Raw genomic sequence first — 15,657 nt, 5'->3', positions numbered from 1 at the left:
ACAACTTCATAAACCACTAAACTCCAGTTATAACAGTAGCTAAGAAGATAATTCATGTCAGTACTTCATATCCTTCATTTAGTTGGGTCTGCACACAACGATTTTTACTGTGATTTATCACGCCTTTACGCCCAAGACTGTTTAGCAGCAACAGCAGATCGATCGCGTTATGACTTTCAGATTGCATACATCACACCTGATCGACAGTGGCGATTTCCTGACTCCCTCAGTCGAGAAGATATTGCTCTGGCAAAACCGATTCCTCTGTTTGATGCCATACAGTTTCTAACAGTGCAAAACATTGACATCGTGTTACCACAAATGTTTTGTATTCCTGGAATGACTCAGTACCGTGCCCTATTCGATCTGCTCAAGATCCCTTATATAGGCAATACTCCCGATATCATGGCAATAACGGCCCACAAAGCCAGAACTAAAGCAATTGTTGAAGCAGCAGGGGTGAAAGTGCCTCGTGGCGAACTGCTTTGCCAAGGAAACGTTCCGACAATTACACCTCCAGCAATTATCAAACCCGTAAGTTCGGACAATTCTTTAGGTGTTACCTTAGTCAAAGAGGCTACTGACTATGATGCTGCTCTGAAGAAAGCATTTGAATACGCAGATGAAATCATTGTAGAAGAATTCATCGAACTCGGTCGAGAAGTCAGATGCGGCATCATTGTTAAAGACGGGGAGTTGATCGGTTTACCCCTGGAAGAGTATCTAGTAGACCCCCACGATAAACCCATCCGCAACCATGCTGATAAACTCCAACAAACGGAAGATGGCGACTTACGTTTCGCCGCTAAAGATAATATTAAGTCTTGGATTGTAGACCCTAACGACCCAATCACCCAAAAGGTTCAGCAAGTGGCTAAAAAGTGTCATCAGGCTTTAGGTTGTCGCTACTACAGTTTATTTGACTTCCGCATCGACCCAAACGGACAACCCTGGTTCTTAGAAGCCGGATTGTATTGTTCTTTTGCCCCTAAAAGCGTGATTTCCTCTATGGCAAAAGCAGCAGGAATCCCTCTAAATGATTTGTTAATAACCGCTATCAATGAAACGTTAGGCAGTAATCAACTGCCGTTGCAAAATTGATGTAAATTTGTTAGAAAAATCAAGTGCCAGAGGCGATTCTCCTACGTAGACGTTACGCGATCGCAGAAAAAATCAAGAGCATGAACAAGCTTTTCGCTATTCATGCTCAACAATTACGAATTACGCCAATTGCCCAAAACAGATGGAAACCTCAAAACCCAGATTAAATATGACTTTCATAATTATGAATTATGAATTCAGGACTTACGCATTCAGATCCCCCAACCCCCTTAAAAAGGGGGCTTTAGAAGTTCCTCCCTTTTTAAGGGGAGCCAGCGCGGTTTTCTCCCTTCGCGTAGCGTCTCGTAGAGAAGGGGAGACGCAATCATGCGATGGGGTCTCCCCAAGTGGAGCGACTGGCGTGGGCTAGGGGGGATCTAGGTTTCAGGCTTCAGTGCGTAAGTCCTAGAATTATAAATTATGAATTACTTAATCACCGCCTAATTCCACTAGTTTGCCGATATTAAAGTCAATCTTTACCCAGCCTTTGAGCTTTTGCAGATTTTGTAGCAAAAGTAAAGTAATCTGCCAATGGTGCAAAGTTAAAAATGGTATAGGATCATCCATGCGATAGATGGCATCTGTACCTCGCACTAAGTTTTTAAACCATGTTTGCAATTGTTTCCACGAACGAATACCAGTCAGTCGCCAAATTTCGTGATATAGCCAGTAAGTAGGCTTGCTATCAGCCAAGGGTTCTAGAGGTGCAGCTAAGGGAGTTTTACCCAAATAGGCTTCTGCGACACCAGGGTGATTGTAGAACATTGTGATTGCCGAATGTGTGCGGGGATTACATTCAATGGCGTAGACTGTACCGTCTTCAGCTTGGATAAAGTCAAAAGATACTTGTCCAGTCAGTCTCAGACTTTTGACGAAGTGTTGTACCCATTGCCGGATTTGAGGATTTTCCACATTTTCATAGTTGATTTGAAATGCAGAAGAGTTTGAGCAGCAATGTAATCTTAACTCTCCATCTCGCACGGTACTATGGGTGCATAATTCTTTACCAGGAATAAACTCTTGCATAATCCAAGGTTTTTCTGGACTAATAGGTAAACTCCTCACAAACGCTGCTGTTTCTTCTGGAGTATCACAAGGAAGTTTGGTTAAGTTCAAGCGGCGAACTGAGTCGTAAGAAATACTTTTAACTATATATTTGCGGGTTTCTTGACTAAAATCGAAGTTAATAATTTGTTCTGGATCTGTAATTTTAAAAGATTTAGGGACAGATAAACCAAGCGATCGCGCCTGATCAGTAAAGGCAAATTTGTCATCCAGCATTGCAGTTATATCTGCATCGAAGTGGAAAACCTCACAGTATTCTGATAGTACAGGCTTTGCCAACGAATCGTAGTAACTGGCTACAGGGCTGCATACAGGTACATAAACATCAATTTTCTCCTTTTTGACGATTTCCAATAAAGCCTTGGTGTAGCCTTCTGGGTCGTCTTGTGGTGCTGGTACTGTATAAAAACGACTCACCGCATTTGAGAATCTATGCCCAGATAACCAGTATTTATGACCTTCAATCAGAATAACTCTGTGAGCTGCTGCGTGAAAAGAGCGAGCAAGTTGTAATGCTTTGGTCATTTTAGCGCCACTCACTAAGATATTCTGAGAGTGAGCAGCTACGGTAATTTTTTTTGCGAACGGCTTACGCACAATTCCCCACAGCAAAGATACCAACACGACAAAAGCATTGAGCGGCAAGGCTAAGAGTAATAGTGCTAAAGTACCGAGAGTTTTGAATAAAGCTACTATTTTTGCCTTCACAATCATTGATGGCGTTGTAGGTTGAGGCAAAGATAAGGGAATCGATTGTGCCATAAGTTTTTCCTTCGCGCAAAATACGAATCTTTCGTAGGGACACAACATTGTTGTGTCCCTACCGCGTGTTGCTAGTTCTCAGTCACTACGCCACGCGTCTAATCAGGGTTATACCATCTCGTATGGGTAAGAGAACTTGCTCTACACGGGTATCTGTGGCGACAACGCGGTTAAATTGAGCGATCGCCTCGCCGTTGGCAGTGCGTTGTTCAGACGGTAGGTAAACTTCTCCTTGTAATAAAGTATTATCTACGCAGATTAACCCATCAGGAGCTAGTAACTGAGTATCCAATATGATCTGGAAGTACTCTACATACTCCTTTTTATCGGCATCAATGAAGATCAGATCAAATGATTCTTTTTGGGCCGCCAGCTGATGGAGTGTCTGTAGGGCAGGTGCTACCTCTACAACAATCTTATTGCCGTGGGGAGACTCACTAAAGCAAGCTTGAGCAAATTCGGCAACATAAGAGTCTACTTCGCAAGCAATGAGTTTTCCATCGCTTGGTAATGCCTCCGCCATCGCTAAAGCTGAGTATCCTGTGAACATTCCCACTTCTAAGATGCGCTTAGCCTTGGTGATATGCACAAACATCTTTAATGTCTGTCCCTCAAGATGTCCTGAGAGCATTTCCTGCTCTAGTTGACGCACTGTTTCACCATCGCTGAAGCGTTTGCTCCAGTCTTCTTTGCTAGTCTTTTGCGCTAGTGCTGTCAATGCATCTGATTCGGGGGTGGTGCAATCATCTAAGTATGGATCTAAACCTGCCGCTAATTGCAACCCCTGCCTTAGAGAAGTCAATATCTCTAAGGAAACATTGCCTTGCTCTGCCATTCGGAGGGTATTTTGTAGCTGCGCCACAAGGATGCTATGTGGTGTTATGGGTCTAGCGGTGTCTGGTCTTAAAATGCTAGTCATGTCTTCAGACTCCCAAGAGTTTGGATTCTTCTTGGGTTTCAATGTAAGCATCAATCCCATCACCACCACGGGGATATGTAGCACACAGACGTTTGTGCTCAGCTAAGGCTGCATCTAGTTCTTCACGGGTGAGATCGTTGACAAAGAAGCATTCACCAATTGGTCGCGGCATGGCTGCGCGTAGTTTGCCATCTCGTGTCAAGCTTATAGACTGGGTGGCATACCATAGCAAATCGCCATCTAGTAAAGGATGATCGATTGATAAACCTATACGACTCATCAAACTGAGGATGCGATCGCGTTCTCCAGTTGTGATATAACCACGTTTAGCAGCAATGGTTGCAGAGAAAGCCATGTCTATATTGACAGCATGACCATGATACAGGGGCACCATCGGAGCTAATTCTAAGGTAGGACTCCAGGTGTGACCGTAAGCAATGACGCGATCAAGGTCTAATTCATGCAAGTTCGGAGTTTCTAACTCCAACATCGTCTTGATTGCTTCGTAGTTGACTTTATGAGCGATCGCTTTGAGTTCGTTAGTGCTATTCACATGCCCAAAGTGAGTATACAGCAGTTCTTCGCCATATTCATCCAGCAGGTCAAAGACTTCAGAATTAGAGACTACAGCAATTTTGACTAACTCCGCCATCCCGTTGCGAACTTGAGCCGTTGGTAAGGTTTTCAAGAAGGAGAAATCTAGGATAACTTTCAAAGGAGCATGATACGCTCCCAAGCGATTTTTCAACTTGCGATGATTAACTGCTACCTTAATCGCCACACCTGCGTCAATTAAGCCAATCAATGTAGTCGGAACGCGAATGTAATTGCTCTTACGACGGTAAGCCGCGCAAGCAAACCCAGCTACATCAGTGATTAAACCACCACCCACAACTAAAACTGGTTCCTTACGAATTAAGCCAAAGTCAGAAAAAGCATCAACAATTTTCTCAAAGGTTGCAAGAGTTTTAGCTGGCTCAGTAATGGTGATAGGCAATACAGTCAGATCAATGCCATAGTGTCTAAAATATGACTTGATTTGCGTTCCATATAGTCTATTTACATTGGCATCAATCACAGTGAGACAGCGCCCGAATTTCTCGTAGCTGTCGGCAATTTCCCTGTTATCGATATCAAATGCACCGTTCACATAGACAAGACTAAACTCAATTTTTTCGTAACCTTCTACGTGAAATGAAGATTCCGTTGCTTCAAACGACGCTTGGACATTATTCATTGCTGTTGACCTTGATACAACTGAAAAACTTATGAGAATTCAAGACAATATTTCAGATTTACCATAATGCAGCCCAATAACGAAGGATGCTCTTTATTGCTCTAGACTCAAAGCATCTTAAAATGAGCTTTGACTAAAAAAGCTCACTCATATTACTGGCAGGTAATGTTACTTAACATCACTTACTTTAGGTAAATTCTTTAAGTTAACCGCTGATTCGCGATCGCCTCATAATCCAGTCTACTAATCCCATTAGCAATATCTTGCTATAGATACTTGCAACCTTCCAGGATTATCGACCTTAAGAAATTAACCTGAATTTAGATTAATTTCACTATTTAATCTACAATGGCTCCGCCACTGTTCGACTCTTTAAAATTTGTATCATAAAAAACTGTTCAGATTGTTGATTTACACCAGGCTTCCATTTAAGATTACAGCCCTGATTCACCTTCAGTTCGCTGTTTTTTAGCATTAGTCTCGAACCTTATATCGTTAAACTTGCTACAGTCTGTTTGACTCCGAATAACAGTACAATTTCAGTTTTTTCAGTCAAGTTACTGCTCAGTATTAAAAATACTAACGTCAGGAACTTATGAAAACTCAGAATTTATATTTATTCAGAGTTGCTAATGGTAAAACTTGGTACAACTCCATTTTAAGGAGAGATTGCATGGAAAAATATTTAAAGAACGGTCGTATTGGCTTTGTTGTTCTAAATTCAGGCTATTTAAGCTTGAACTAGTAGATAATTTACTGGCCAGTAAATTAGAACAACAATACAAATCATAACATAAAACAATACGAATCATAACATTATGTACTCAGATTCGAGTAAATGCGTACATCGATAATGAGGCATCATTAAGATTGATGATGTGTCTAACGCTGTAAATTCTTATGCAACAGCCATTTCCCGGTGAAGTATTTGCCAACACTGCTGATTTTGATATTGGTATTCGCCAACTATTACCTCAATATGACGAGATGCTGGAGGTAATTACGCGGTGTCTGCATACCACAAATAGTCGCATTTTAGAATTAGGCTGCGGTACAGGTGAACTCAGTTTGAAGATACTCAACCGTTGGCCAGATGCTCAAATAATTGCTTTAGATTATTCACCCCGAATGCTGGAATTTGCTCAAAACAAAATCACAGCAGCAGGATATCAAAAACAGTGGACTGGAATCCAAGTAGACTTTGGCGAGTGGGCAAATAATCCAGAAGGATTGCAGATTGATAGCGAATTTGATGCCTGTGTATCATCTTTAGCAATTCACCATCTCCAAGACGAGATGAAGTTAAAGTTATTTCAACGAATTGCTACTAGCCTTAGTCAAAGTGGTTGTTTTTGGAATGCAGATCCTATCTTGCCAGAATCACCTCTCTTAACAGAAATTTACAAAGCAGCGCGAGAGGATTGGGCAAAGCAACAGGGAACTAATTTGGCAGAGATTAATGCTAAACGTGGTACTAGCGTCACACAAGGTTATTCAAGTCAAGATCAGCTAGCTACCTTGGATGCTCATTTGCAAATGTTGAGCAAATCTGGCTTTAAGACAATAGCAGTACCTTGGAAGTATTACGGTTTGGCTGTATTTGGGGGTTGGCTGTGAAAACTTGAGATACATACCCACATTTTCAACCGAAGTCAGAAGGAAGAGGGAAGGAGGAATTCCCCAAGCGCTGATAGTTTTCAGCAATAAAATGTAACAATTTACACAATTTTTCTAGACAAGAACTATTATATAAACCCATTGGGTCTGTGAAAGAGGTCTTGCTAGCTAACGCAAGGATTTTGACTAAAACTTGCGTTATTTAAGCTTGGCTAATGTTTTTATGCAATGTTTCCAGATCTAAAGTAACCCGTGAGGGTACTGTCCATTCTCTAGAGCACTGTCGGAAAATACAAAGTAGAAAAAAGCTGCAACAAGACAAAGCAAGGATATGCCATTGATATCTTGATACTTTCCCTTGAAGCTTTCCCCTTTAACCAAAAAGTATTGGTTAGTATTCATTTTTCTACTTTGTTCAACAATATTGTTGAATTTACTTGCTATCACTTAGTTTTAAAAGGAGAATATCTTGGATGACTCGAAAAAAGAAATCAGCTAAGTCTAACTGTGAGCATCCACTCTACACTAGATGCCCCATATGTTGTATCGTCCCGCCGCACATGCTGGAGAATGTCGCCGTCAATGGCACTCCTCAGCAGCGTAGTTGGGCTTTTCAAACATTAAATGTATCGGCACAGGTTCGCGGACGACGAAATATAGTAGGTAATATATCGTTTGCGCCCTCTACCGGTGAAAAACGTCGCACCATCTACGATGCTAAAAATGGTCAGGAACTCCCTGGTATTCTAGTGCGTGGCGAGGGAGATCCTCCTAGCACTGATGAAGCAGTAAATGAAGCTTACGACGCTGCTGGTGCTACTTATGACATGTTTTATGAGTTATTTGAGCGTAATTCTATTGATGATAAGGGTCTGCGTTTAGATTCTACTGTGCATTATGGTGTCAATTATGACAACGCCTTTTGGAATGGCGACCAGATGGTTTATGGTGATGGAGACCAAGAACTGTTCCAACGCTTCACTAAATGCATTGATGTGATTGGGCATGAGTTAGCTCATGGTATAACTCAGCATGAAGCAGGTCTACTGTATTATGGTGAACCGGGAGCATTGAATGAGTCGTTTTCTGATGTCTTTGGTTCCCTGGTAAAGCAGAAAGCAAAACATCAGACAGCACAAGAAGCAGACTGGGTGATCGGTGAGAATCTTTTAATGCCAGATGTCAAAGGTATTGGCATCCGGTCACTGAAAGCACCTGGAACAGCGTATGATGATGCTGTGCTAGGCAAAGATCCCCAACCTGCATATATGAAAGACAAGTACACTGGTGAGGAAGATAACGCTGGGGTACATATCAACTCAGGTATTCCCAACTATGCCTTTTATTTAGCAGCTATCGAGATTGGCGGTTACGCTTGGGAAAAAGCTGGCACAATATGGTATATAAGTTTACGCGATCGCCTGCGTGCCAAAGCAGATTTTAAAAAAGCTGCCAACACAACTATCAAAGTTGCTGGAGAACTCTACGGTAATGGCTGTATTGAGCAGAAAGCTGTGGAAAATGCTTGGAAACAGGTAGGAGTTTTGTAGGGTAGGAAGTAGGAGGAATAGGGGAGAGTATAGATACTAGACTTCTTGCAAAAGTCCGAAAATTATTAGTGTCATTCTGACCAGAACGTAGTGGAGGGAGGAATCTCCGAGATGTTTCGCTCCGCTCAACATGACAATTTAAGCATTTATGCAAGAGGTCTACTCATTTCGGTGGTCTCAAAAACTGATTCATCTAGCTCAGAACCTCAAACTACCTCCTCCACTCTCCCACTCATACCAGTTCACGAAATTATTGATACAAATTACTCCTCCAGCTTGCTCATGTGTATCAACCTTAAAGTAAAACGGTATCAGCACAGGCTAAACGCTCCGCTACCGCACTTCAGCACTCATAAATGTGGTTAATACACAATTTTTTGGATGAACTACAAATTAGTTGCCCATGTTATCAGTGCTTGGGTTAACCCATCTAAGGTATATTCTTCAGCTTCTACATCCACGCGGCCGAATAAGGTATGACAAGTTTTAGAGGTTTGCGGGCCGATAGAGGCAATACAAACTCCATCTAAATAATTTTTCACCACAGATGAATGATTGCCATCAGAGTTTTGTGATAATTTATTTGCTGTTAGTTGACAGAAAAATTGTACAGTTTTGGAACTAGCAAAAGTAATTACATCGACTGTGTGATTTTGAATAGCTAACTCAGCCGCAGGTGGCATATTACTAGGACAGCGCGATTCATATGCGGCAATTTCTATTACCTCTGCGCCCTTAGCAGTTAATTCCTTAACTAAAATTTCTCGTCCACCACTTTCAACTCTGGGAAATAAAACTTTTTTACCAAGTAATTGCTCTGGGAAGTTTTCTACTAAAGAATCGGCGACAAAGTTGGAGGGAATAAAATCTGCTTGGATACAGTGTTGCTTGAGGCGTTGGGCTGTTTTCTCACCAACAACGGCAATTTTGACACCAGTCAAAGCACGAGCATCTTTACCCTGTGTAGTTAGCCTTTCAAAAAAGTAGTCTACGCCATTGGTAGAAGTGAGAATTAGCCAGTTGAAGGCAGATAAATGAGCGATCGCATCATCCAACGCTTCCCAACTAGAAGGCGGGCCAATTTCTAAAGTAGGCATTTCAATGACTTTTGCGCCTGATGCGATGAGGCGATCGCTAAATTGACTCGATTGTCCGACTGAACGTGTCACCAGAATAGTTTTGCCAGCAAGGGGAGGAGAAGGGGAGGGGGGGAGATTAGTTGACATAGCTGGGGGTGTGGGAGTACTTTCATTCCCAGGTTCTACCTGAGAATTCCTTTCACTAGGTTCCTGCCTAGTAATTTCGTTTAAATATATTTTCTCAGGTTGTAAGTACTTGCGTAACCCAACAACTTCGCCAATCACAATTACTACTGGGGAGAGTGATAATCCGGTGGTTTGTTCCAGAATATTATTTAGTTGAGCTGTCCAAATTTGTTGATTAGGAGTTCCTGCCCAACGGATGATAGCAATGGGTGTATCAGGCGATCGCCCATGCCGCACCAGTTGATTTATAATCTCCGGCAGATGTCGCCCTCCCATCAAAATTACCAATGTCTCTAACCGTGACAACGCCTCCCAATCTAAAGTATCTGGTTCATGGGCTGTAAACACTGCAAAACAGCGACTTAAAACCGGATCTGTGAGGGGAATTCCTGCAAGCAACGGTGCTGCAAGGACTGAAGAAATTCCTGGTACTACTTCAAAATCACAACCAGAAGCTTTCAACGCCTCTATTTCGGAAGTACAGCGCCCAAAAATGAACGGATCGCCTGACTTGAGCCGTATAACTTGTTTTCCTTGCTGACAATACTCTACTAGTAACTTGTTAATCTCAACTTGCGGTGTGCTGGGTTTTCCCCCGCGTTTGCCAACATCCAATTTCAGACAATCAGGCGGTACGCACTGTAATAATTGGGCATCTACTAGGGCATCGTAGACCAATACCTGAGCAATAGCTAAGAGTTCATTAGCCTTTACTGTCAGGTACGCTACATCTCCAAGTCCAGCACCAACAAGGTAAACTTTGCCCCTTTCTTGAGTCATGATTGAAATATGTTAGGAGTCAAGGGTCAAGAGTCAAGAGTCAGTATTCATTCCGCTTGTACTCCCCAGTCCCCACTTAATTAGTTTGGTTGTTAATTTTTGGGAATAGCTCATCAACTTGCTCAACCATTTCCTTGTTTCCCTGAGCTTGGAATAATTGCCTAGCTTTTTTGAGGTTGACGATCGCTTCATCTACTTGTTGTTCTCTTCCCAGAGTGATGCCCAAATTATAGTAAGCGAGTGCAAAGTCGGGTGCAAGGCTGATGGCTTTTTTGTAATGTGCGATCGCTTCTTGTGGTTTGCCTTGATCATCGATAGCATTTCCTAAGCCTGTATAAGCTTCTGCATGTCTTGGCTTGAGGCGAATCACTTCTGTATACTCGGCGATTGTCTCTGTCAGCTTGCCTTGTGCGTAGAAAACGCTGGCTAAATTATAACGAGCGTCTACATAGTTGGGATCGAAGCTAATAGCTTTTTGATATTGGGCGATCGCTTCTTGTAACTTGCCTTGAGCGTAAAAAGCGTTTCCCAAGGCGTTATAACCTACTGGATTTTTCGGTTCCAGGCGAATGGCTTCTGTATATTCGGCCATTGCTTCTGCTTGCTTACCTTGTGCATACAAAGCGTTTCCTAAGTTGTAGTGAGCGCTTGCATACTTGGGATCGAGGCTAATGGATTTTTTGTACTGAGCGATCGCTTCTTGTAATTTGCCTTGATCGTACAGAGCATTTCCTAAACGTGTGTAAGTCGGGACATAATTGGGTTCGAGACGTAAAACTTCTGTATATGCGGCAATCGCTTCTGTTAACTTTCCTTGATCGTAGAGAGCGTTACCCAAGTTATAGTGAGCTTTTGCATATTTAGGATCAAGACTCAGGGTTTTTTTATACGCAGCGATCGCTGGTTCTAATTGATTCAGCCTTGCCAAAGTCAAACCCAAATTAAAATATGCTCCAGGGGCTTTGGGATTGAGTTCAATGGCTTTTTTGTAAATAGCGATCGCTTCTTGTGGCTTGCCTTGATCATCGACAGTATTTCCTAAAGCAGTATAAGCTTCTGAAAAGTTGGGTTCTAGTTCAATTGCTTTCCTAAAAGCCGCCTCTGCTCCTTTTAAATCTCCTTGTTTGTAGAGATTGATTCCTTGCTCGAAATTAGCAATTGCGTTTTTGTTGTCATAGGCGATCGCCTGAGACAAGTCTTGGACTTTTGATAACCCAACGCTAACATCTCTACCGAAGGCAGTATTCGCCTCTATCAAACATAAGCCGATAATAGCCGCAGTCAGCAGATTTTTTGTTTTTAGCATTTTTACTAAAACACCTACATTTGGTTTACATGCTTAGTTTTTCTAAGCTTGCTTTCATCTAATCTTCAATTTCTCCAAACGCGATTTCGTAACTAGATACTAAGAATATCACACTGATTTTTTTAAGTAGCTAGGCATAAATAAATTAGAGTTTGTAGTAAGGACTTTAGTCCTAATAATCCTTATAGAGAGCGATTTATCGCTCACTACGAACTTGACGCCTTTATTAACGGCTAATTCTTTATTCCTAGAAATCGGGCTTCCATAAAATCCGATTTCTAGAAGGTAGGATTGTTTAACTAGAATGTTGATCAGTAACCAGATTAGTGGGACACACTTTACAATTCACTTGACTTAGCACTGATTCTATCTAACAGATTACTAATTCTCTCAGCTTTTTCAGGTTGACGCTGTTTTTGCAATAAATCTTTAGCTTGTAGCAGATTAATTTTAGCTTCTTCTTTTTGTTCTTGCTGCATTAGAACATTCGCTAGACGCAAATAAGCATCAGCATTTTTAGGACTGCGGCGAATCACTTCTCGCAATAATTCTGTTGCTTCCTGTACTTGACCTTGCTGATTTAAAACATCTCCCAAAAGCAAACGAACCACATCATTGGTAGAGTTGAGCGAAATAACTTTGCGAAAAGCTGCTTCTGCGCCTTGATAATCTTCTGCTTGATAAAGATTGACTCCTTTTTGAAAAAAGTCAGAAATAATTAAGGTTTTCCAAGCGAAATATCCTAGGATTGTTAGACTAAAAATAACGACGATCGCAGCAATAGCAGAAGTGGTTGAAAAGTTTTCTAGCATTGTCTTAAGCCAAAAGACAGGCAATAGGGAAAATCAGATATTCGATAAAAAAGAGTTTCCAAATGAATTGATAGAATTGCGCGATCGCACCTTTATCTTGCAAGTCTACACCCATACTCCGTAACCACATCAAAACTAGCAACACTAAATGAGTAATTACCAAGAATATTGGATTAACCGCAGGAACATTTAACACACCAACCAAAATCATCCCCAAATAGCAGACAGTTATCACCCAAAGAGCGAGATTAAACACAGCTTGGGAACCGAGTTGAATAGTAAAAGTAGAGATATTGTAGAGGCGATCGCCTTCCATATCTGGGATATCTTTAAAGATAGCGATCGCAAACGTAAACACCAAAATAAAAAGCGTCAGCACCCACACCACAAGTGGAATTGATTGGCATTGTTTTAACACCCAGCTATAGTGCAAATACAACCCTAAATTAACAATCGTTCCGCGCACAGAAAAAATACATAACGCCGCCCAAAAAGGAAACTGTTTCAAACGAATTGGTGGCAAAGAATAAGCAGTACCAATCGCCAAACTAATAGCCACCATTCCCAACAAAAAAGGCCCAGTAAGCCACGCCACAATGAGCGCTAAAATACCAGCAGAAGCAACAATTAATTGCCCAGTCCGGCGCGAAAACTCTCCAGATGCTAGTGGTAAATGAGGCTTATTAATCTTGTCAATTTCAACATCTTCTAATTGATTCAGCCCCACAATGTAGACATTGCCACACAAACAAGCAATCCACGCGCCCAAAACTCGACTTAGTGGAATCCCAGAAAACCCAGTCGAGGATACAGCAATGGCAATTAAATATAAACCCAATACACTCAGACTTGTACCAATAATCGTGTGTGGGCGAGAAAACTTCCAAAAAGCATAAAGCCAATGGAAAGATGATTGAACAGGTTTAGGTAGGAGAAGGCTGTTTTTAGAACTCTGGCTCATGAGTAGCTTGGATTCACAGTATTCCGGCTGACTGTTAATCATTGTCACAGAATTTTGTCATTAATCAGAGTAGAGATCTTGCATTGCAACGTCTCTACATGTTCTGTCACTTGTGCGATCGCCTTTACCAGTGGGAATCATAACAAACAGATTTACCAGAGTAAATATCCAATGGCTTACCAAAATATCACTGCCTCCCTTTCTCCAGCAGATATCCAAGAAATCAAAGCAGCCTTTGCGACTATCCAAGCAAAGATGCCTTTTCTCGTTACCCTGAGTGCAGAAGAACGACGTAACTTATTTAAGATGGGCGATAAAAGACTAGCTTTTGTCAACACTAGCCTGATTGCTGCCCAATCTAACCGAGACATTTTACCAGCCAGCTTTGATTTAGATGAGTTTGTCCGGGATTATCAACTAGCCGCTAACCTCACCGAACTGTTGATTGGACTGCGACAACTTACAGAACAAGTAGATGATACCTTAATGGCAGTCGGTAGCGAAGCAATGGGCAGCAGTCTAACAGTTTATGATTACGTCAAGACAGCTGCTAAGAAAACTCCAGGGTTAAAAACTATTGCTGAACAATTAGGCGAACGTTTTAAAGCTATTAAAAGTAAACCTGCTAAAGCTGCTGTCGATTCTTAAAGGATTTTTTAAAAGCCTTTAGTGATGTAGCAAATACTTTGAGATCCCCCTAAATCCCCCTTAAAAAGGGGGACTTTGATTTTAGTTCCCCCCTTAAAAAAGCTGACTTTGACTCCGGTTCCCCCCTTTTTAAGGGGGGTTAGGGAGGATCTCCAATGACTATGCACCAAAACCCACGCAGTATTGGGTAGGGGGCATAACTACCAGAAACTATGACAAACAAACTCAATAGCAGCAATCTCTATCTACCTTACAATCCAAAGCTTGTAGAAAGAGCAAAAGAACTTCGTAAAAATATGACCCCAGCAGAAAAAAAGCTGTGGCATGAATATTTGAGAAATTTCCAATATCGGGTTTTAAGACAACGACCGATTAATCATTTCATAGTTGATTTCTACTGTCCTACTTTAAAAACAGTGATTGAAGTTGATGGGGATAGCCATTTTACAGATGAAGGTCAAGATTATGATCTAGAGAGAACAAACATTTTGGAAGGCTATGGTTTAAAGATTATTAGGTTTACAAATAGTCAAGTTTTAAATCACTTTGATAGTGTGTGTGAGCAGATACAGCGTTTGATCCCCCCTAACCCCCCTTAAAAAAGGGGGGAACCGGAATTGAAGTCCTCCTTCTTAAGGGGTATTTAGGGGGATCTCAAAAAACGAACGGGTAAAACTTCTTAAAGTCCCCCTTCTTAAGGGGGATTTAGGGGGATCTCAAAAAACGAACGGGTAAAACTTCTTAAAGTCCCCCTTCTTAAGGGGGATTTAGGGGGATCTCCAATGACTATGCACCTTAACCGAATCATATTGAGAGTCTCCCGATTTGCAAAACGAGATGTATATTTTGGTCAATGAACCTCAAAGCTTCGCCGATGAACCTCAAAGCATCATCGCTGAACGTCAGAGCTTCGCCGATGAACCTCAGAACTTCGTCGATGAATATCAGAGCTTCGTGAATGAACCTCAGAACTTCGTCAATGAATATCAGAGCTTCGTGAATGAACCTCAGAACTTCGTCAATGAATATCAGAGCTTTGTCGATGAATATCAGAGATTCGTCAATGAATATCAGAGCTTTGTCGATGAATATCAGAATTTCATTAATGAGTCTTTAATACTCGCCCACCAGTATTAAAGACTCTCAATCAGGAATTAGGAATTGCAAGGTTGTTATTATACCCATAACCGCGTGTAATCTGCCGTCTTGCCCCGAATTATGCTCACCATACCCCGCCACACCAGCAAGCTTTCGCTCTTTTTCCTTTTCTGTTTCACCCTACTCCTGACCTTCCTCCTCTCTCTAACATGGGTAAGCGCCAAAGAAACTCCCAAACCCAAACTCCAAGCTTGGCAGATTAACGGTATATCAGCAGCTCTTGATGATGGACACGACCAAGTTAAGGGATATGCTCTCAAGCAATTAGTTGAATCTGATCTGAAAGATTTAAAAGCCGTGGGCAAAAAACCAGAGGATATTGCTCAAAAAGCTGCCAAAATCCTCAAGGATGAAAAGGTGGACGCCAACGTTCGTGGCAGTGCGGCAGTGGCATTGGGCAACCTGGGACAAGCGGCGGCTAACTACATCCCTGACATCCTCAATTTCCTCAAGGATGAAAAGGTGGACGCCAACGT

General features: G+C 41.8%; 14 protein-coding genes and 1 pseudogene. 8 read left to right on the top strand and 7 right to left on the bottom strand.

What is annotated here, in order from left to right; all coding sequences use genetic code 11:
* The first annotated feature begins 54 nt into the window (after positions 1–54).
* The gene (locus HCR01_RS25180) at positions 55–1,101 is read left to right on the top strand and encodes a D-alanine--D-alanine ligase (protein ID WP_193198816.1); all 1,047 of its coding nucleotides are present in this window, start codon (positions 55–57) and stop codon (positions 1,099–1,101) included.
* Between the two features lie 23 nt (positions 1,102–1,124).
* Positions 1,125–1,268 (top strand): hypothetical protein, encoded by a 144-nt coding sequence (locus tag HCR01_RS25175; RefSeq protein WP_193198815.1) that lies wholly within the window; start codon positions 1,125–1,127, stop codon positions 1,266–1,268.
* Between the two features lie 262 nt (positions 1,269–1,530).
* Here HCR01_RS25175 and HCR01_RS25170 read toward each other — a convergent pair whose 3' ends face one another.
* From HCR01_RS25170 to HCR01_RS25160, 3 genes are all read right to left on the bottom strand, one after another.
* Positions 1,531–2,928 carry an ATP-grasp domain-containing protein gene (locus HCR01_RS25170; RefSeq protein ID WP_193198814.1) on the bottom strand — a complete coding sequence of 466 codons (1,398 nt, stop codon included), beginning with the start codon at positions 2,926–2,928 and terminating at the stop codon, positions 1,531–1,533.
* An 85-nt stretch (positions 2,929–3,013) separates the two neighbouring features.
* On the bottom strand, positions 3,014–3,847 hold the full coding sequence (locus HCR01_RS25165; protein WP_193198813.1) for an O-methyltransferase: 834 nt from the start codon (positions 3,845–3,847) through the stop codon (positions 3,014–3,016).
* Between the two features lie 4 nt (positions 3,848–3,851).
* Positions 3,852–5,084 (bottom strand): sedoheptulose 7-phosphate cyclase, encoded by a 1,233-nt coding sequence (locus HCR01_RS25160; protein ID WP_193198812.1) that lies wholly within the window; start codon positions 5,082–5,084, stop codon positions 3,852–3,854.
* Between the two features lie 900 nt (positions 5,085–5,984).
* Here HCR01_RS25160 and HCR01_RS25155 point away from each other — a divergent pair.
* Together HCR01_RS25155 and HCR01_RS25150 are read left to right on the top strand one after the other, a co-directional pair.
* Complete coding sequence (locus tag HCR01_RS25155) at positions 5,985–6,701, top strand: class I SAM-dependent methyltransferase (RefSeq protein ID WP_193198811.1); 717 nt, start codon at positions 5,985–5,987, stop codon at positions 6,699–6,701.
* A gap of 473 nt (positions 6,702–7,174) precedes the next feature.
* The gene (locus tag HCR01_RS25150) at positions 7,175–8,251 is read left to right on the top strand and encodes a M4 family metallopeptidase (RefSeq protein WP_193198810.1); all 1,077 of its coding nucleotides are present in this window, start codon (positions 7,175–7,177) and stop codon (positions 8,249–8,251) included.
* Positions 8,252–8,637: 386 nt separating this feature from the next.
* Here the strand turns inward: HCR01_RS25150 and cobA are convergent, their stop codons facing one another.
* The 4 genes from cobA to HCR01_RS25130 all read right to left on the bottom strand — a co-directional run bounded on the left by cobA (position 8,638) and on the right by HCR01_RS25130 (position 13,375).
* The gene (gene cobA, locus HCR01_RS25145) at positions 8,638–10,296 is read right to left on the bottom strand and encodes a uroporphyrinogen-III C-methyltransferase (protein ID WP_193198809.1); all 1,659 of its coding nucleotides are present in this window, start codon (positions 10,294–10,296) and stop codon (positions 8,638–8,640) included.
* Positions 10,297–10,372: 76 nt separating this feature from the next.
* Positions 10,373–11,602, bottom strand: a complete 1,230-nt coding sequence (locus HCR01_RS25140) for a tetratricopeptide repeat protein (protein ID WP_193198808.1) — start codon at positions 11,600–11,602, stop codon at positions 10,373–10,375.
* A gap of 338 nt (positions 11,603–11,940) precedes the next feature.
* Complete coding sequence (locus HCR01_RS25135; protein ID WP_193198807.1) at positions 11,941–12,414, bottom strand: tetratricopeptide repeat protein; 474 nt, start codon at positions 12,412–12,414, stop codon at positions 11,941–11,943.
* A gap of 4 nt (positions 12,415–12,418) precedes the next feature.
* Positions 12,419–13,375: a homogentisate phytyltransferase gene (locus HCR01_RS25130; RefSeq protein ID WP_193198806.1), complete on the bottom strand. Its 957-nt coding sequence runs from the start codon at positions 13,373–13,375 to the stop codon at positions 12,419–12,421.
* 171 nt (positions 13,376–13,546) lie between these two features.
* Between HCR01_RS25130 and HCR01_RS25125 the strand changes: the two genes are divergently transcribed.
* The 4 genes and pseudogenes from HCR01_RS25125 to HCR01_RS25110 all read left to right on the top strand — a co-directional run.
* On the top strand, positions 13,547–14,023 hold the full coding sequence (locus HCR01_RS25125; RefSeq protein ID WP_193198881.1) for a hypothetical protein: 477 nt from the start codon (positions 13,547–13,549) through the stop codon (positions 14,021–14,023).
* A gap of 212 nt (positions 14,024–14,235) precedes the next feature.
* Positions 14,236–14,622 carry an endonuclease domain-containing protein gene (locus HCR01_RS25120; RefSeq protein ID WP_193198805.1) on the top strand — a complete coding sequence of 129 codons (387 nt, stop codon included), beginning with the start codon at positions 14,236–14,238 and terminating at the stop codon, positions 14,620–14,622.
* Positions 14,623–14,869: 247 nt separating this feature from the next.
* A complete protein-coding gene (locus HCR01_RS25115; protein ID WP_193198804.1) occupies positions 14,870–15,160 on the top strand; it encodes a hypothetical protein in 291 nt (96 codons plus the stop codon).
* Between the two features lie 81 nt (positions 15,161–15,241).
* Positions 15,242–15,657, top strand: a pseudogene (locus HCR01_RS25110) (PBS lyase); the annotation flags it as partial.

Source organism: Nostoc sp. MG11, from assembly GCF_014904695.1.
Lineage (GTDB): Bacteria > Cyanobacteriota > Cyanobacteriia > Cyanobacteriales > Nostocaceae > Komarekiella.
The sequence above is the reverse complement of the archived record's forward strand: the minus strand, read 5'-3'. Positions and strand labels throughout refer to the sequence as shown.